Origin of the sequence: Streptosporangium sp. CA-135522, from assembly GCF_050949235.1 — a bacterium.
GTDB lineage: Bacteria > Actinomycetota > Actinomycetes > Streptosporangiales > Streptosporangiaceae > Streptosporangium.
In genome coordinates this window covers 1,960,400-1,977,564 of sequence record NZ_CP192026.1, presented here as the reverse complement: position 1 = coordinate 1,977,564, position 17,165 = coordinate 1,960,400, and the positions used below count along the sequence as shown (strand labels likewise).

The 17,165-nt window shown below is 70.9% G+C and carries 16 protein-coding genes; 4 read left to right on the top strand and 12 right to left on the bottom strand.

Features of this window, described 5'->3' with window-relative positions; genetic code table 11:
- Positions 1–49: 49 nt before the first annotated feature.
- The 5 genes from ACQPYK_RS09550 to ACQPYK_RS09530 all read right to left on the bottom strand — a co-directional run bounded on the left by ACQPYK_RS09550 (position 50) and on the right by ACQPYK_RS09530 (position 4,191).
- The gene (locus ACQPYK_RS09550) at positions 50–868 is read right to left on the bottom strand and encodes a hypothetical protein (RefSeq protein ID WP_433253253.1); all 819 of its coding nucleotides are present in this window, start codon (positions 866–868) and stop codon (positions 50–52) included.
- Between the two features lie 98 nt (positions 869–966).
- Positions 967–2,355: an MFS transporter gene (locus tag ACQPYK_RS09545; RefSeq protein WP_433253251.1), complete on the bottom strand. Its 1,389-nt coding sequence runs from the start codon at positions 2,353–2,355 to the stop codon at positions 967–969.
- Entirely contained in the window at positions 2,352–3,338 is a 987-nt protein-coding gene (locus ACQPYK_RS09540) for a zinc metalloprotease (protein WP_433253249.1), read from the bottom strand. Before ACQPYK_RS09540 ends, ACQPYK_RS09545 begins: the two co-directional genes overlap by 4 nt.
- Before the next feature lie 96 nt (positions 3,339–3,434).
- The gene (locus ACQPYK_RS09535) at positions 3,435–3,689 is read right to left on the bottom strand and encodes a DUF3039 domain-containing protein (RefSeq protein ID WP_433253247.1); all 255 of its coding nucleotides are present in this window, start codon (positions 3,687–3,689) and stop codon (positions 3,435–3,437) included.
- Between the two features lie 10 nt (positions 3,690–3,699).
- Entirely contained in the window at positions 3,700–4,191 is a 492-nt protein-coding gene (locus tag ACQPYK_RS09530) for a hypothetical protein (RefSeq protein ID WP_433253245.1), read from the bottom strand.
- 143 nt (positions 4,192–4,334) lie between these two features.
- On the opposite strand from ACQPYK_RS09530, the gene ACQPYK_RS09525 reads away from it, so the two are divergent.
- Positions 4,335–5,753, top strand: a complete 1,419-nt coding sequence (locus ACQPYK_RS09525; protein WP_433253243.1) for a cellulase family glycosylhydrolase — start codon at positions 4,335–4,337, stop codon at positions 5,751–5,753.
- 63 nt (positions 5,754–5,816) lie between these two features.
- Here the strand turns inward: ACQPYK_RS09525 and ACQPYK_RS09520 are convergent, their stop codons facing one another.
- Positions 5,817–7,412, bottom strand: coding sequence for an MFS transporter (locus ACQPYK_RS09520; protein ID WP_433253241.1), 1,596 nt, complete (start codon positions 7,410–7,412; stop codon positions 5,817–5,819).
- A gap of 155 nt (positions 7,413–7,567) precedes the next feature.
- Here ACQPYK_RS09520 and ACQPYK_RS09515 point away from each other — a divergent pair, with 155 nt between their 5' ends.
- A complete protein-coding gene (locus ACQPYK_RS09515) occupies positions 7,568–8,239 on the top strand; it encodes a TetR family transcriptional regulator (protein ID WP_433253239.1) in 672 nt (223 codons plus the stop codon).
- Here the strand turns inward: ACQPYK_RS09515 and ACQPYK_RS09510 are convergent.
- From ACQPYK_RS09510 to ACQPYK_RS09485, 6 genes are all read right to left on the bottom strand, one after another.
- Positions 8,200–8,778 carry a YqgE/AlgH family protein gene (locus ACQPYK_RS09510; RefSeq protein ID WP_433253237.1) on the bottom strand — a complete coding sequence of 193 codons (579 nt, stop codon included), beginning with the start codon at positions 8,776–8,778 and terminating at the stop codon, positions 8,200–8,202. The two genes, ACQPYK_RS09515 and ACQPYK_RS09510, sit on opposite strands and share 40 nt — an antisense overlap.
- A gap of 379 nt (positions 8,779–9,157) precedes the next feature.
- Positions 9,158–10,570 carry an NAD-dependent malic enzyme gene (locus ACQPYK_RS09505; RefSeq protein ID WP_433253235.1) on the bottom strand — a complete coding sequence of 471 codons (1,413 nt, stop codon included), beginning with the start codon at positions 10,568–10,570 and terminating at the stop codon, positions 9,158–9,160.
- A gap of 82 nt (positions 10,571–10,652) precedes the next feature.
- Positions 10,653–11,282: an AAA family ATPase gene (locus ACQPYK_RS09500; protein WP_433253233.1), complete on the bottom strand. Its 630-nt coding sequence runs from the start codon at positions 11,280–11,282 to the stop codon at positions 10,653–10,655.
- Between the two features lie 48 nt (positions 11,283–11,330).
- Positions 11,331–12,263, bottom strand: a complete 933-nt coding sequence (locus tag ACQPYK_RS09495; protein WP_433253231.1) for a co-chaperone YbbN — start codon at positions 12,261–12,263, stop codon at positions 11,331–11,333.
- 67 nt (positions 12,264–12,330) lie between these two features.
- Entirely contained in the window at positions 12,331–13,998 is a 1,668-nt protein-coding gene (locus ACQPYK_RS09490; protein ID WP_433253229.1) for an acyl-CoA mutase large subunit family protein, read from the bottom strand.
- Between the two features lie 113 nt (positions 13,999–14,111).
- Positions 14,112–14,645, bottom strand: coding sequence for a MarR family winged helix-turn-helix transcriptional regulator (locus ACQPYK_RS09485; protein WP_433253227.1), 534 nt, complete (start codon positions 14,643–14,645; stop codon positions 14,112–14,114).
- Positions 14,646–14,935: 290 nt separating this feature from the next.
- Between ACQPYK_RS09485 and ACQPYK_RS09480 the strand changes: the two genes are divergently transcribed.
- Together ACQPYK_RS09480 and ACQPYK_RS09475 are read left to right on the top strand one after the other, a co-directional pair.
- Complete coding sequence (locus tag ACQPYK_RS09480; protein ID WP_433253225.1) at positions 14,936–16,417, top strand: hypothetical protein; 1,482 nt, start codon at positions 14,936–14,938, stop codon at positions 16,415–16,417.
- A gap of 55 nt (positions 16,418–16,472) precedes the next feature.
- Entirely contained in the window at positions 16,473–17,147 is a 675-nt protein-coding gene (locus ACQPYK_RS09475) for a DUF4230 domain-containing protein (protein WP_433253223.1), read from the top strand.
- The last annotated feature ends 18 nt before the right edge of the window (positions 17,148–17,165 follow it).

The following is a 17,165-nucleotide window of genomic DNA, read 5'->3' as shown; positions in this document are numbered from 1 at the left end:
CGTCCCGGGAAAGGCGGCCGCAGGCGCCCGCCAGGCCCTCGCCGCGGGCCTAGCGGACTCCGGCGATCACCGTGTCGATCTCGGCCCGCAGCCGGGGGTCGTCCGGCTGGGCCATGCCCATCATGACGACCGGCCGGCCGGCCGCGCCTGTGAGGAACACCACACGAAGATAGGCGGGGCGGTTGACGACGTCGCGGTACTCCGCCCGCAGGGAACGGCTGTAGCCGGTCCGCCCGCCCACCGTGACCGGCCGCTCGTCCACCACTTCGACCTCGTCGCCGTGCAGCAGCAGCCGCGCGTACAGGTCGGCGAGCTCCACCGCGGCCTTGCGCGCGTCCGCCGCCGGCTCGACCGGCCTGGACATCACCGTCGCCACCCCGTCGCCGCCCGCCGTCCCGTCGCTGCCCGCCACCGCGGTGAACGCGGTGACCGGTGGCACCGTGCCGGCCCGCCAGCCCTGGGGCAGCGGGTATCCCACGCCCGCGTCGGGGTCGCTCACCCTGGTGGCCGGCGGCGCGGAGGCCGGCAGGATCCGGGGAGCCAGGACGGCGCCGGCGATGACGACCCCCGCGCCGGCCACCAGGGCGACCAGTCCGGGCAGGCGCCGCCGCAGGCGGCCGGGGATCCGGCGGCCGGGTGGGGCGATGGGCGCGCCGTACAGGCGAGCCGAGGGCGGGAGGTCGTCCCGCGGCACGTCGTCGACGGGCTGCCGCCGCCGGCGTCCGGGCTCGGGGGAAGGCCATGCCGCGCGCTCGGGCTCGTCGGACGGCCGCGCCCGGTGCTGCCCCTTGCGCCCGGCTCCCTCGGGCGGCCACACCCGGTGCCCGGGCTCCTCCGGCGGCCACGCCTGGCGAGGGCGTTCGTCCACGCCGCCTCCTCCCGGTGGTCACGGTCCTCCCGTCCTACCATGCCCGCCCGGGTCCGGTCCGGCTATAGGCGATCGGCGTCGCGGCGGAGGCGGACGGGTCAGGTGGCGTCCCGCATGCGGCCGGCCACGCCCACCCCGAGCAGGCCCACGGCCGCCATCAGGACCACGATCGTGATGTAGCCGGTGGGGATGTCGTCGTGGCCGATCAGGTTGATCAGGACGCCGCCGAAGCCGATGGTGAGCGCGCTGCCCAGGGTGTCGACGACCTGGAGCGCCGCGGAGTTCGCGCCCTGCTCGGCGTCGGGCGACTGGCGCATCGCGGTGACGTTGACGCTGGTCATGCCGATTCCCATGCCGAATCCGGCGACGACCCAGGCGGGCACGGCGACCCAGCCGGTGCCGCCGGGCACGAGCACGAGCAGGGTCAGCAGGACGCCGGTGGTGACCGCGGCGGCGCCGAGCCGTACCAGCCGGGGCCTGTCGTAGGCGCGGCGGGTCTGCAGGTAGGAGCCGGTCGTCCAGCCCAGGGCGCCGATGGTGAGCGCGATCCCGGCCTCGGCGACCGAGAAACCGCTCACCTTGGTGAGCAGCAGCGGGATGAACGCGTTGACCCCGAAGAACGCCGAGCTGAGCACACCGCGCATCATGATCGTGGTGGGCAGGCCGTGGCCGAACCTGAGGGCTCTCGGCGGCAGCAGCCGGGGCAGGCCCACGGCCAGGGCGACCAGTCCGGCGGCGGTGGCGATCCCTCCGGACAGGGGGGCGTTGTGCAGCCGGTCCACCCCGTACAGCAGCGCCCCGGCCCCGCCCGCCGTGGCCGCGGCCGCCAGGGTCATGGCCACCGGCCGGGAGCGGGGGCCGGTGGCGGGCTCGGGGGCCGGGCCCTCACCGGCGCGCAGCGCGGGCAGGAGCATCACCAGGGCGGGGACCACCAGCGGCACGATCCCGTAGAAGACCCAGCGCCATTCGAGCGTCGTGGCGATGAGCCCGCTCAGCCCGGGGCCGATCAGCGCGGGCAGCACCCAGGCGGCCGACAGGGCGGCGAACACCTTGGGCCGCGTCTCCGGGACGTAGACTCGGGCGATCATCACGTAGATCGCTACGACGACCCCGCCGCCGCCCAGTCCCTGTACGACGCGCGCGACGATGAACAGTTCCTTGGTCCCGGCCGCGCCCGCCAGGACCATGCCGGCCGTGAACAGGCCGATGCCGAGCAGGAAGGGCACGGCGTGCCCCCGCCGGTCGGACCAGAGCCCGGCGACGACGTTGGCCAGCAGACCGGAGATGAGGAAGGCCGAAAAGCTCATGCCGTACAGGTCGAGCGCGTCGAGATCCTTGGACACCGCGGGCATCACCGTGCCGACCGACATGCCTTCGAAGGCGATCAGCGTGACGACGAGCAGGATGCCGAGAGTGGCGGTGCGGTATCGGGGGCCGAAGATCCGAGGAGGTTCGTACGGAGCGTCAAGCGTCTTCGGTACTGTCACCCATCAAGGGTAATGTCCGGCGAAGACCGGTATGCGGCCCACATCTCGTGCATTCTGGCCGCCTGGCCGGCGGTGAACTCCGACATGCAGCGGTCCTGGGCGTAGTCCATGAAGTTGTGGATGGGGTCGGGGGCGTCGCCCTTACAGGTGTCCTTGACGGCCGGGCACCCTTCGGTGGGCTGGCCTTCCGGCGCGGTGTCGGCGACTCCGTCGCCCGGCGACTCGCAGCCGTTCTCGAAGGTGTGCAGCAGCCCGAGCCAGTGGCCGATCTCGTGGACTCCGGTGAACCCCCGATCGAAGTTGCGCAGCGATCCGCCGGGCAGGCTGCGCCAGTCGAGGACTACGCCGTCGAGGCTGGGCTGGGTCCGGTACCAGTACGGGTAGGTGGAGTAGCCGAGCACGAGCTGGCTGAGCTGGGCGACGTAGAGGTTGAGGGTGTCGGCGCCGCCCCTGCGCGCCCGTTTGATCCCCGCCTCATAGGCGAGGGGCTCGCGGAACCAGGTGGTGTTGTTGGTCCGGGTGAGGCCGTCGAGGCGGAACTGGATTCCGGTGTCGACCCCGCCGAGCCGGCCGGAGTAGGCGGCGTTGAGCGTGGCGATCTGGTTGCGCACCGCGCTGTCCTGCGCTCCCAGGGGACCGGCGGTGATGACGTGCACCCAGGTGGGGACCATGATCGGGGTCCAGGGTCCGTGGCGCATCCCCGACTGGCGCCGCCGCAGGTCGCCGAGCATCTCCGCGACCTGCGGCGGGGCCGGTGCGTGCGGCTCGGGCCCGCGCCCGGAGGTGCCGGCCCGCGCGGCGGCGCACCCCGGGGCCGGACTCGCCGTGGACGAGGCCCCCGCAGACGAGGCCTCCACGGACAGGGCCTTCGCGGTCCCCGAGGCCCGGACCGGGCTCAGCGCGGACGCCGAGGCCGCAGTGGCGGGAGCGGCGCCCGCTGTGAACAGGCATACCGAAATAGCGGCGATCGCACGCCGAGCCATGCAGTCCCCCGACAGGTCACATCTACTGGTCGATTGCCGCCCCCCAGCGGCACCCCGACCGTAACCTCATCGGTGGCGATCACCCATGAACAACACTCACTCGTTGTTGTTGCTGTCCTCGCCCTTGGGCAGCCCTTCGTAGATCTCCTTGCACTCGGGGCAGACCGGGAACTTCTGCGGATCCCGGTTCGGCACCCAGACCTTGCCGCAGAGCGCGCGCACCGGGGTGCCGCTGAACGCGCTCTCCATGATCTTGTCTTTCTCGACGTAGTGGGCGAACCGCTCGTGGTCGCCGTCGCCGTGCGACAGGTCCGGCCGGATGTCGCTCTCAGGGAGAATCTTCGTGCTCACCCTGCCGATTTTATGCCCGGACCACGGTGGTCCCCGCGTCGGCGCTCGCCAATGTCGCGATTGCGGCCGTCCAGCCCAGCACGACGCCCCAGACCAGCCCGGTGACCAGGGCGCCGGCCACGAGCCCGGCATAGGCGCCGGGACCGGCCTGGACGGTCTGGGAGACGGCCACCGCGCGCAGCAGACCGGCTGCCAGCGTTCCCAGGACGAAGGCGCCCCAGCCTGCGAAGAAGGCCCGCACGGCCCCGCCCCGCCGGTGGGTGGTCACCCAGGCCACCGCGCCGACCAGGACGAGGGCGGCGAGGTTCTCGGTGAGCGTGAACGGCCAGCCGGTCTCGCCGAGCGGGACGAGCCGCAGGCCGGGCAGGCCGTACGGCAGGCCCAACGCGGACGGCACGGCGAGGGGGCCGGCGGCGGTGGCGAGATCCGCGCCGAACGCCCCGAACGCCGAAACGATCAGCAAGGTAACGACCGCCGGCAGGCCATTGCGAACAGTGCTCATGTTCGGCAGGCTAGCGCCCAACCGATTCCCGTGAAAGACCCGGATCGGAGCCCACCGCTCCCGCGCCGGGCTCACCGCCACGCCCGCCACGCCGGCGGACGGCAGACAGTCCCGGTGGGCGGCCGGGAGATGGAGGCATCTCGATGAAGCGTCCGCGTCTGGTCGCCGCAGGGCTGGCCCTGGCCGTCGCCGCGGCGGGCGCGGTGGCCTCGGCCGCCCGGGGCGAGGCCCCCGAGCGGGTCTCACGGTTCGTCACCGACGACCGGGGGCGAGTGCTGACACTGCACGGCTTCAACACCGCGAGCAGCGCCAAGAGCACCCCCGACGCGCTGCCGGAGCTGACCGAGGCGGACGTCGAGACCGAATACCGGGCGATGGGCACGAACTTCGTCAGGTTTCTGATGCAGTGGCGGGCCGTCGAACCGTCTCCCGGCGTCTATGACACGAAATACCTTGAAAAAGTGGCTGAGCGGGTTGGCTGGTACGCCAAACGGGGCTACCACGTGATGCTCGACATGCACCAGGACCTGTGGGGCGACCGGATCACCCTCGACGGTCACGCCGGCAACGGCGCCCCCGGCTGGGCCACCCACCTGGACGGGCTGCCGGTCGCCGGGCGACACGACACCTGGGAGCTCTACTACCTGGATCCCGGCGTCATGCGGGCCTTCGACCACTTCTGGAACACCACCGGCGAGCACCCCGACCTGATGGACCACTACGCCGGGGCCTGGCGGGCGGTGGCGGACCGGTTCAAGGACGATCCGGCCGTCATCGGCTACGACCTGATGAACGAGCCATGGGGCGGCTCCGTGCAGGGCGCGACGTTCGAGAACGGTCCGCTGGCCGAGCTCTATCGCCGCACGATCGCCCAGATCAGGACCGTTGACCGGGACAACTGGATCTTCCTGGAGCCGCAGGCGGTCGGGATCAACTGGGGCCTGCCCAGCGGTCTGCCCCGCCTGGCGGACCCGCGGCCGGGCGAGCCCCGGATCGGCCTGGCCCCGCACCTCTACCCGCTCCCGCTGGACCTCGGCGAGGACTACGTGGCCGCCTCACGCGAGTGGACCGACATCACACTCGGCTGGTGGCGCTCGAACATGCTGCGCCTCGCCGAGCGCCAGGGCGGGCCCGTCATCCTGGGCGAGTTCGGGCTCGACACCACGCGCCCGGGCGCCACCGATCTGGTGGAGCGGGTGCTGCAGATGACCGACGAGCTCGGCATGGGCCGGGCCTACTGGTCGCGTGACCCCGGACCGTGGGGTCCCTACGACGACAAGGGCGCTCCGGGCCCGCTCGTCCCCGTCTACGCCAGGCCGTACCCGAGGGCGATCGGCGGTCTCCCCCGGCAGATCGCCTATGACCGCGCGGCCCGTTCGCTGACCGTGCGCTTCGACGCCAACGGGACCGGGCCGACCGAGATCTACCTGCCCGCCGACGAGTTCCCCCGGGGCGGCAGGGTCAGCGGGGCCACGTCCTTCACGTGGGACTCGGACCGGCGGATCCTCACCGCGACGACCCCGGCCTCGGGCCCGCAGACGCTCACCGTCACCCCCGCGTAGACGGCGCACGGACCGGTACGGCTCCCGCCGGGCGATGGCGGGAGCCGTACCGGAGCGGTGGGGTCAGCCCATGTGGATCGGGCCGTCCTCGGACTTGCGGCCGGCCCTGACGAACAGCGCGAGCACGGCCGCGAGGACCGCGACACCCGTGCTGACCACGAAGCCGAGGTGCATGCCGTCCAGGAAGGACAGGTGCGAGACGTTGGCCATGCCCTGGATGACCGGCTCGGGTATGCCCGGCATCATCTGCGAGGTGGGCGCCCCGCCGAAGGTCGCCAGCTTCTCCAGCCCCTCGACCTGCTGCGGCGGCAGCGGCGGGAGCTTGGCCTGCGTCCAATGGCCGGAGTAGACGTCCGCCACCCGCGCCGACACGATCGCGCCGAGGATGGCCGTGCCGAGCGCGCCACCGACCTGCATGGCCGACTGCTGGACGCCGCCCGCGACGCCGCTGAGGTCCTCCGGCGCGTTGCCGACGATGATCTCGGTGGCGCCGACGAAGACCGGTGAGAGGCCGAAGGCCAGCAGCAGGAACGGGATGCCGCTGTCGAGGAACGTCGCGTCGAGGCTGAGCCGGGACATCAGGAACATCGCCACAGCGGTGACGAGCATGCCGCCCGCGATCGTGATCTTGGCGCCGAACTTGCCGAGGAGCACGGCGGCCAGCGGCGAGGCGACGATCATGCCCGCGCTCATCGGCAGCATCCGGAGACCGGACTCCAGGGGCGACAGCCCGTGCACGCCCTGGAAGAAGAACGTGAGGAAGAACATCGCGCCGAACATGGAGAACGCGACGAGCATCATCAGGCCGGTGCCGATGGAGACCGAGACATTGCGGAAGAGGCTGAGCGGCAGGAGCGGCTCGCCGCAAACGGCCTGCCACCACACGAACACCGCCCCGACCACCACGGCCGCGACCAGGAAGCCGATGGTCAGCGGGTCGCCCCAGCCCCACTCGGGCGCCTTGATGATGGCCCAGACCAGGGCGAACATCGCGACCGACAGCAACACGACACCCAGCCAGTCGACCTTCGACAGGGCCCGCGCCCTGCTCTCGGTGAGCACCCACAGCCCCATGGCCAGGGCCACCACGCCCACCGGGACGTTGATGAAGAAGACCGACTGCCAGCTCACGTTCTCCACCAGCAGGCCGCCGACGATCGGGCCGGCGGCGCTGGACAGGCCGATGATGCCGCCCCAGGCGCCCATCGCCATCTTCAGCCGCTCGCCGGGGAAGGCCACCCGCAGCAGCGCAAGGGCGGCGGGCTGCAGCAGCGCGCCGAACAGACCCTGGAGCACGCGCAGCGCGATCAGCACGCCGATCGAGGAGCTGAGGCCGATCGCGAGCGAGGTGAGCGCGAAGCCGGTGACGCCGACCAGGAAGATCATCTTGTGCCCGAACAGGTCGCCGAGCTTGCCCGCGGTGATCAGGAACACGGCGAGGGCGAGAAGGTAACCGCTGGTCACCCACTGCAGGTCGGCGAGCGAGGCGTTGAGGTCATGGGCGATGACCGGGTTGGCGATGCCGACGACGGTGCCGTCGAGCATCACCATGATCACACCCAGTGAAACCGAGAGAAGCGTGAGCCACGGATGACCCTGCCTCGGCGATGTGCCCGAATCGGGCGGCGACGCTGTGGCCACCGTCTTGGCGTCTGCCATGGAAGGGTCCCCTCGTGAGTTCAGATTCGTCCCGACATGGGACGTGTCAACGCAGAGTAATTTATGACAGTCCCTGACATATGACAAATCCTTTTAAGGGACATGTCGTGACTTGTGGCAGACTGTGAACATTACGTTTCGAAGGGGTGACGTGCATGGGACGGCCCGGTCTGCGGGAACGCAAGAAGCAGAAGACGCGCCTGGCGCTGATCGACGCCGCCCTCGACCTGTTCGCGGAGCAGGGATACGAGGCCACGACCGTCGACCAGATCGCGGCCGCCGTGGACGTCTCGCCCCGTACCTTCTTCCGCTACTTCGCGACCAAGGAGGACGTCGCCCTCTCCCTGCAGCTGGACGGCCTCGAGGTCGTGCTCGCCGAGTTCGCCGCCCGGCCGAAGGAGGAGTCGCCCTTCACCGCGCTCGGTCATGCCCTGCGCGCGATGATCACCATGTTAGAGGAGGGGGATCTCGCCGAGAGAGCCAGGTTCGTCAAAGCGCACGAGGTGATCGACAGCACCCCGGCGCTCTTCGGCGGGAGCGTGCGGCGGATAGTGAACAGCGAGCGACGGCTGATCGCCGAGGTCGCCCGGCGCGAGGGCGCCACCCCGGACGACCTGCTGTCCCACTTCATCGTCGCGCTCTTCACCAGCGTGACCCGGGTCGGCTTCGAGCCCTGCGAGCCGGACGACGCCCACGACCTCACCGCCCTGGGCGAGCGGCTGGAGGCGACGCTGGCCCTGGCCGAGCGCTCGCTGCGCCCCGGCTGGGACCGCCCCTCACCGCCCCCTCAGTTCATCGAGGGGTCGTCGGGGCAGGTCGCCACGTAGGCGAGCTCTCCCCGCTGGCGGCGGAGCACCGCGCGCCACAGCGACCCGGGATCGTGATGGAAGGTGTCGCCCGGCTCGGCGTCCACGACGTACCAGGCGCCCTCGCCGATCTCGGCCTCCAGCTGCCCGGCGGTCCACCCGGCGTATCCCGCGAAGATCCGCATCTGGGCGATCTCCCCGGCGAGGATCTCCGGCGGGGCGTCGAGGTCGACGGTGCCGAGCCGGGACACCGCCGCGGTGCCCGCGTGCAGCCGTCGCCAGCCGAGGGGCTCCTGCCCGCTCGGGACCGCGGCCAGGGCCAGGGCGCTGTCGGTCTGTACGGGACCGCCCTGGAACAGCACGGGCGGCCCCGTCACCAGGGCGTCCCAGGTGGGCAGCACCTGTGTCACCGAGATGTCGCTGGGCCGGTTGAGCACCACGCCCAGCGTGCCGCCGTCGAGATCGTGCTCCAGGACCAGGACCACGCTGCGCCGGAAGTTGGGATCGTCCAGCTGCGGTGTCGCCACCAGCAGACCACCGACGTAGATCGCCTCCGCCATACCTCCATCATGAGGGGTGGACCCCGTATCGCGCTGCTCCACCCCCGCCACAGATCTTCAAGATCTCTGACTACGTCACTGAACGTGCATGAATGAAAGCTATGTGGAGCGATGCGACCTCTTCGTTCTCACTCGCCGGCCCACGGCGCGACTCGGTGACCTCCCGGTCGCCCTCACCGGCTCCCGAACGTGAGCAGACACCGGACCCGAGGAGACATCGAACAGGAGGGGACACCGGACCCGAGGAGACGCCGAACGGCCCGGACGCGCCTGCGTCCGGGCCGTTCGGCCATCAAGCCTCAGATCAGACCTCGATCAAGGCCTCGATCATGGTTTCGGTCATACCTGCCGTGCCTCGGTCATGCCACCGCCGTACCTGTCACGCCTCGGTCATGCCGCTGCGCGCCCGGCCGCCGGCCGACTCGCGCACGGCCGCCGCGACGGTGCCCGCGACGTCGGCGTGGAAGACGCTCGGGATGATGTAGTTGGGGCCGAGCTCCTCGTCGGTGACCACGGCGGCCAGGGCCCTGGCCGCCGCCAGCAGCATCTCCTGGGTGACCACGTTGGCCTGGGCGTCGAGCAGGCCGCGGAAGACTCCGGGGAAGGCGAGCACGTTGTTGATCTGGTTGGGGTAGTCCGAGCGGCCGGTGGCGACCACGGCGGCGTGCTCGCGGGCGTCGTCGGGCGAGACCTCGGGCTCCGGGTTGGCCAGGGCGAAGACCACCGCGCCCTCGGCCATGGTGGCGATGTCGTCGCCGTTGAGGATGCCGGGGGCGGAGACCCCGATGAACACGTCGGCGCCCTTGACCGCGCCGCGCAGGTCACCGGAGTAGCCCTCGGCGTTGGTGTGGTCGGCGATCCACCGGAGCGAGTCGTCCAGGTCCTCGCGCCCGCCGTGCACCGCGCCCAGGTAGTCGCAGACGATGACGTTGTGCGCGCCGGCCGCGAGCAGCAGGCGCAGCACGGCCGTGCCGGCGGCGCCGGCGCCGGCGAGGGCGATGCGAACCCCGCTCAGCTCCTTGCCGACCACGCGCAGCGCGTTGGTGAGCGCGGCCAGCACGCAGATCGCGGTGCCGTGCTGGTCGTCGTGGAAGACCGGGATGTCCAGCAGCTCGCGCAGCCGCCGCTCCACCTCGAAGCAGCGCGGCGCCGAGATGTCCTCCAGGTTGATGCCGCCGAAGCCGGGGGCGAGGATCTGGACGGTGCGGACGATCTCGTCGACGTCCTGGGTGTCCAGGCAGATCGGCCAGGCGTCGATGTCGGCGAAGCGCTTGAACAGCGCGGCCTTGCCCTCCATGACGGGCAGCGCGGCGGCCGGTCCGATGTTGCCCAGGCCCAGCACGGCGGAGCCATCGGTGACCACCGCGACGCTGTTGCGCTTGATGGTCAGGCGGCGGGCGTCTTCGGGGTTGCGGGCGATGGCCATGGAGACCCGGGCGACCCCGGGGGTGTAGGCCATGGACAGCTCGTCGCGGTTGCGCAGCGGCACCTTCGACTTCATCTCGATCTTGCCGCCGAGATGCATGAGGAAGGTGCGGTCGGAGACCTTGTGGATGACGACGCCCTCGACCGCGTCGAGCTTGTCTACGATCGCCTGGGCGTGATCGGTGTCACGCGCGGCGCAGGTCACGTCGATGCGCAGGGTCTCGTGTCCGGCGGTGGTCACGTCGAGCGCGGTGACCACACCTCCGGCGGACTCTACGGCGTGGGTGAGCTGGCTGACAGCCTTACCACCCGCCGGCACCTCAAGGCGCACGGTGATGGAGTACGACACACTCGGCACTGTGGCCACAGTCAATCCGCTCCTTTGCGACTGACTTGGTTGGGATGCCCTCCATGGTGCCATCACCGGGCGGGTGTCCGGGCCGGGCCCCTCAGCCCAGTGCTGTCGATGCGGTCACAATCAGCTCCACACACGTGTCGATCGGGATGCTCGTGCTGTCCAGCACGAGGTGGTAGAGGAGCGGGGAGGCCGGGTCGGCCCGGTAGAAATGGCGGACGTAGGCGGCCCGGGCCCGGTCGTTGTCCTCCACGAGCCTGCGCGCCTGACGCTCGGTCACCCCGGTCAAGGTCGCGGTCTGGATCACCCGGCGCTGGGCGGGCGCGTCCAGCCGCACGTGCAGCGCCCCGGGGTGGTCGGCCAGGACCAGCGCTCCGGCCCTGCCGAGGATCACTCCTCCCTGGCCCCGCGCGGTCTGCCTGATCACCCTTTCGGTGTGGGCGACGAAGTCCTCGGCGGGCAGCGGCATGTTTCCCGGCATGTACATGTCCACACCGCCGAAGCTGACCGTGGGAAGCCGCATTGCCTCCGACAGCAGCCGGCCGAACCCGTGCTCGGCCCGGTCGTCGTGGGCGAGCGCCTCTTCCAGGGTGCAGCCGAGCTCATCGGCCACCGCGCCGGGGATCGCCCGGTCCATGAAGGGAACGCCCAGGCGTCCGGCCACCGCCGGCCCGATCACACTGCCGGCGGTGCCGTACGTCGCGGAGATGGTGACGACCCGCATGCCCTGGTTATGCCCACAAAGCGGGACATTCAGAGCAAATAACAGTATTTAGAACAGGGCGTTCGCCAGGTTCCTGCGGGCGCGCGCGATGGACGGGTCGTCGGCGGGCAGGGTGTCGAACAGGCCCAGGAGGTGGACCCTGGCCTTGTCGCGCTCGTCGCCCGAGGTCCGGCGCACCACCGCGATGAGACGGTCGAAGGCCGTGTCCACGTCACCGGCGAGCATCTCGAAGTCGGCCGCCAGAAGCTGGGCGTCGATGTCGGCGGGATCGTCCAGCCGGCGCTGCACCTCGGCGGGATCGACGTCCTGGGTCCGCCGGATCAGGCCGAGGCCGGCCAGGCCGAGCTTGGCGTCCTCGTTGTTCGGGGAACGGGCCAGCAGCCGTTCGTAGGCGGCCACGGCGCCGTCGAGGTCGCCGTCGTCGATGGCCTGCTCGGCGGCGATGACGTCCGGGTCCGCCGGTGGCTCCTGCGGCTCGCCCTCGGCCGGGGCGTCCTCGGCGGCCGGCGGGAGGTATTGGGCCAGGGCCTCCATGAGCTGCGACAGCCAGTCACGCAGCTGCGGCTCGGTGGCGATGCCGGGAACGACCGCCACCGGCTGCCCCTGGAAGATGGCGTACAGGGCGGGCACGTTCTGCACCCGGAGCGCCTGCGCGATCTGCGGGCTGGCCTCCACGTCCACCCGGGCGAGAAGCCACCGGCCGGCGTTCTCGGCGGCGAGCTTCTCCAGCAGCAGGCTGTAGTCCTTGGCCTGCTCCGCTCGGGTGACGGTGAGTTCCAGCAGCACGAGGCTGTTCATGGAGCGTTCGACGACTTCCGTCGCGAAGTTGGCGTCGTCGACGTAGACGACCTGCGCCGGGGTGTCGCCGCTCTCCTGGGCCGTGGCCTCCCGCCGCGCCTGCGCCTCCAGCGCCTGCTTGCGCGCGCCGAGGTCCACGGCACCGTAGAGCGATCCGGGTCGAGTGAAGTCCGCTGGGCTCATACCCCCAATCCTGCCGTATCCCGATTACTGCGCCGACTCGCCATCGCCGAAAGCGGGCTCGCCGCCGCTAGAAACGAGCGGGTTCGGTGTAGACGCCCCATTCGCCGCGAAGCGCGTCGCAGATCTCGCCCAGCGTCGCCTCGGCGCGAACCGCGTCCAGCATGGGCGGGATCAGGTTTCCCTCACCCTTGGCGACCTGCACCATCGCGGCCAGCGCGGTGTCGACGGCCCCCTGGTCGCGCTCGGCGCGGCGGGCGGCGAGGACGCGGTTCTGCTCGCGCTCGACCTCGTGGCTGACGCGCAGGATCTCCAGCGGCTCGTCGATGGAGGCGGTGTGGCAGTTGACCCCGACGATCCGCTTGTCCCCCTTCTCCAGCTTGCGCTGGTAGTCGAAGGCGGCTTCGGCGATCTCGGACATGAACCAGCCGTCCTCGATGCCGCGCAGGATCCCCGAGGTCATCGACCCGTCATGGCCCATGTCCCGGATCTTCGCGAAGATCGCCTCCGCCTCGGCCTCCAGCCGGTCGGTCAGCGCCTCCACGTACCAGGACCCGCCGAGCGGGTCGGCGACGTTGACGACCTCCGTCTCCTCCATGATCACCTGCTGGGTGCGCAGCGCGATCTCGGCGGCCTTCTCCGAGGGCAGCGCCAGGACCTCGTCCAGCGCGTTGGTGTGCAGCGAGTTGGTGCCGCCGAGCACCGCCGCGAGCGCCTCGACCGCGGTGCGCACCACGTTGTTGTACGGCTGCTGCGCGGTCAGCGAGACCCCGGCCGTCTGGGTGTGGAAGCGCAGCCACTGGGCCTTGTCGGTGGTGGCCCCGTAGACCTCGCGCAGCCACCGCGCCCAGATCCGCCGCGCGGCGCGGAACTTGGCGATCTCCTCGAAGAAGTCGATGTGGGCGTCGAAGAAGAACGACAGGCCGGGGGCGAAGACGTCGATGTCCAGGCCGCGCGACAGGCCGAGCTCCACGTAGCCGAACCCGTCGGCCAGGGTGAAGGCCAGCTCCTGGGCGGCCGTGGAGCCCGCCTCGCGGATGTGGTAACCGGAGACGCTGAGCGGCTTGTAGGCCGGGATCTCGGCGGCGCAGAACTCCATCAGGTCACCGATCAGGCGCAGGTGCGGCTCGGGGGCGAACAGCCACTCCTTCTGCGCGATGTACTCCTTGAAGATGTCGGTCTGGAGGGTTCCGTTGAGCCTGCCGATCGGCACTCCCTGCCGCTCGGCGGCGACGACGTACATGCAGAAGATCGGCACGGCCGGGCCGCTGATCGTCATCGAGGTGGTGATGTCACCGAGCGGGATGCCGTCGAAGAGCAGGTCCATGTCCAGCGCGGAGTCGATCGCCACGCCGCAGTGGCCGACCTCGCCGAGCGAGCGCGGATCGTCGGAGTCGCGGCCCATCAGCGTCGGCATGTCGAAGGCCACGCTGAGGCCGCCGCCGCCCGCACCGAGGATCATCTTGTAGCGCTCGTTGGTCTGCCGGGCGTTGCCGAACCCGGCGAACTGCCGGATGGTCCACGCCTTGCCCCGGTAGCCGGTGGGGTGCAGTCCCCGGGTGAAGGGATACTCCCCCGGCCAGCCGATGCGCGCCATGCGCGGGTCGTCGCCGTCCGGCCCGTAGACGGGCTCCACGTCGAGGCCGGAGAGGGTCTGGAATTCGGATTCGCGCTTGGCGGCCTTGTCGAACCGCGCCTGCCAGCGCGCCCGTCCGGCCTTGATCTCTTCGGCGTCCATAGCCAACTCCCTTGTACGGCGTGCGGCTCCTGCACGGCTTGTGGCCTCGGGAAAATACTAGGACGTCCTACTAATTTTTGGCCAGCGCGGTTCCGGGGGTTCCGAGGGGATGATCAGTCCTCGAAGTCTCCTGCGGCCACCCGCAAGGTCCTGAGCAGGCCGAACATCTGCTCCAGCTCCGCCTCGCCGTACATGGTCATGGCGAAATCAGCGCCCATCAGATCAGCGGTCGCCCGGCCCACGATCTCGCGGCCCCTCTCCGTGATCTCCGCCAGCACGCCGCGTCCGTCATGGGGATTGCGCATGCGGCGGACCAGACCGGCCCGCTCCAGCCGGTCGACGGTGTTCGTCACGCTCGTGGGGTGCACCATCAGGCGCTCGCCGATCCTGGACAGCGGCAACGCCCCCGTCTTGCTGAACGTCAGCAAAACCAGCGCTTCGTACCGGGCAAAGGTCAAGTCATGCGGCTTGAGTAGCGTGTCCAGTTGCGAGAGCAGGATCTGGTGCGCTCTCATGATCGACGTGACTGCGGCCATGGCCGAGGAGGGCCCGAAGTGAACGCGCCACGTCTCCGCGGCACGCTCGATGGGGTCGAACGGCAGATTCAGCTGACCTGTAGCCACAGGGCTACGGTAGCGCGGCCTCATCCCGGTTCGCCCATATACGTAGAGTCACCGGACGGACTGCTTCACCAAGAACCCGGGCATTAAACGTCACGCTCAGTTATGGTTCCCACATCGAATGGTGAGGGCGTGGCCAAGTGGCCGCGCGGACTCGCTCCGGCCTGCGGGGGATGCAGCCCGGATCGGTCGCCGAGGGGACCGGCTACCGCATTCACGGCACGGGGGGTGCTTGATGAACGACAATTCAACGGCGTTCGGACGCCGTACGGACCGCTGCTCGACCGACACGGCGTGGATCCGTTCCACGCGCGCCGGTGCGTGAGCACAGGGGCGTTTCACGCGAAGAACTCCAGCAGAGCGCGTTGGTGGCGGTCGCCGTCCTGCTCGTGCTCGGCGTGTTCGCGGCGTGGAGCGTCCTCATTCCCGGTGTCAGCGCGTGGGAGAACATCATCGTCGCGGTGATCGGCTCGCTGCGGGTCACCGGACCGGTGGCCGCGGCGTTCGCGGCGTGGGTGGCGGTGCGCCGGCGGCGCGGGACCGGCAGGCGGTCGCTGACCACCTGGCAGGCGGTGCGCGCGCCCCTGGCGATCCTGGTGGTGGTCGGGGGCTCCTTCGCCGCGACGCTGCTGGTCCTGGCGATCAGGACCATGCTCACCGAGCAGGCGGGACGGCTGCTGCCCAGCGGCATCGTGATGGGCATGGCCGGGCTGGCGCTGTACGTCGCCATCGGCTGGGTGACCGGCTGGCTGCTGCCGTGGACGATCACCCCGGTGTTCGCCGGGCTCGGCTGCTACGGCCTGTTCACCTGGCTGACCCAGGCGGCGACCTGGGCCGACCGGCTCGCCCCCGCCACGCGGGAGCCGTACGACCCGTTCCGGGGACTCAGCGCCGCCGCCCTGACCGACCAGACGCTCTGGCTGCTGGGCATCAGCGCCGCGCTGCTGCTCGGCTGGGCCGCGGTCGTGACCCGGCAGGCGCTCGTGCTGGCCGCCGCGTTGCTGGCGGTGCTGGCCGCCGGGACGGGGGTGGCCCGGCTGCTCACCGAACCGCCGACGATCTCCGCCCAGCGGGTGGTCTACAGCTGCCAGGAGTGGCCGATCACGGTCTGCGTGCATCCCGGCATGCGCACCGGGCTGCCCGAGCTCGGCTCGGCGTTCGTCAAGATCGCTTCCAGGCTGGCGGGCACGCCCGGCGAGTTCTCCCGGCTGGAGCAGCATCCCCGGCGCGAGGACGTCACCCTCCCGCCGGGCGCGGTCCCGATCCACGTGGACGACCTGGCCGCCGGCTTCGCCGACGAGGCGGCCGACGAGTTCATCGAGAACCTGGCGCGGGAATGCGACGGCACCCCGGCCGGCGGATACCGCGACATCGTGGTCGCCTGGCTGCGCGGCAAGCCGCTGCCCAGCGGGCCGCTTCCCGAGCACCAGTACGCCGCCGCCTGGTTCTCCGGCCTCACCGACGCCCAGCGGCGCGACTGGCTCCGGCTGTACTACACCGACTTCGTCGGCTGCCGGCTACAAAGCACTCACTTCGGCGGCCAGCTGGGAGAGGCCGGACAGACAGTACAACCCGAGCAGCCGGGGCAGATCAGCCAGACCGGCCAGGGCATCCAGAACGGTCAGACCGGCCAGAGCGGCCAGAGCACGCCCGGCCCGTTCTACCAGGCGCCGGACCTGCGGGCCGACCCGCCGCACCGGCCGTCAGGCACCGTGCCCTCGGCCGCCTCGGCCTCGCCGCCCGTCCCGAGGAAGACCCCCGGCGGGAAGCCGAAGACGGAAGCGCACCCCCGGGGCTGACAAGATCAGCATAGGCTCGGCGTGAGAAAGCGGCCACCGAGGGAAGGAGACCGCCGTGAAAGCCCCTCTAGAAGCACCGCCGGAGGCTCCCACGGCGCCTCGCCGGCGCCGCTGGCGCTTCCTCGCCGGGCTGCTCGTCGCCGTGATCCTTCTCGTCGTGGGCGCCCGCCTGACCTGGTCGTGGCTCAACCCCTTCGGGGAGACCACGGTCGACCGCAGCCAGCCCGTGCTGCTGCAGTCCATTCACAACCTCAGCCGCTTCGAGGCGGCCACCGGCAACTTCCAGGTCGTCGTCGATCTGGAGAAGGACGCCGCCTTCCTGCCCGATGCCGTCAAGGGCAGCCGGACGCTCTTCGTCGGTGCGGGCGGTGTCGACGCCTACGTCGACTTCGGCGGCCTCGGCACCGGCGCGCTGACCGTCTCGCCCGACCGCAAGCAGGTCACGGTACGGCTGCCGCGCGCCCAGCTCGAAAAGCCCAACCTCGACAACAAGCGCTCCTACGTCTACGCCCAGCAACGCGGCCTGTTCGACCGGGTCGAGGACTTCCTGTCCTCCTCCCCCGCCGACCAGCAGGAGCTCTACGTGCTGGCCGAGAAGAAGATCGCCGAAGCCGCCCAGGCCAGTGATCTGCGCAACCGAGCCGACCAGAACACCAAGGCCATGCTTCAGGGCATGCTGGCCACCCTCGGCTTCGAGAAGGTCACCGTGAAGTTCGCCGACGAGCCCTGACCGGGGCGGCGCGCCCCG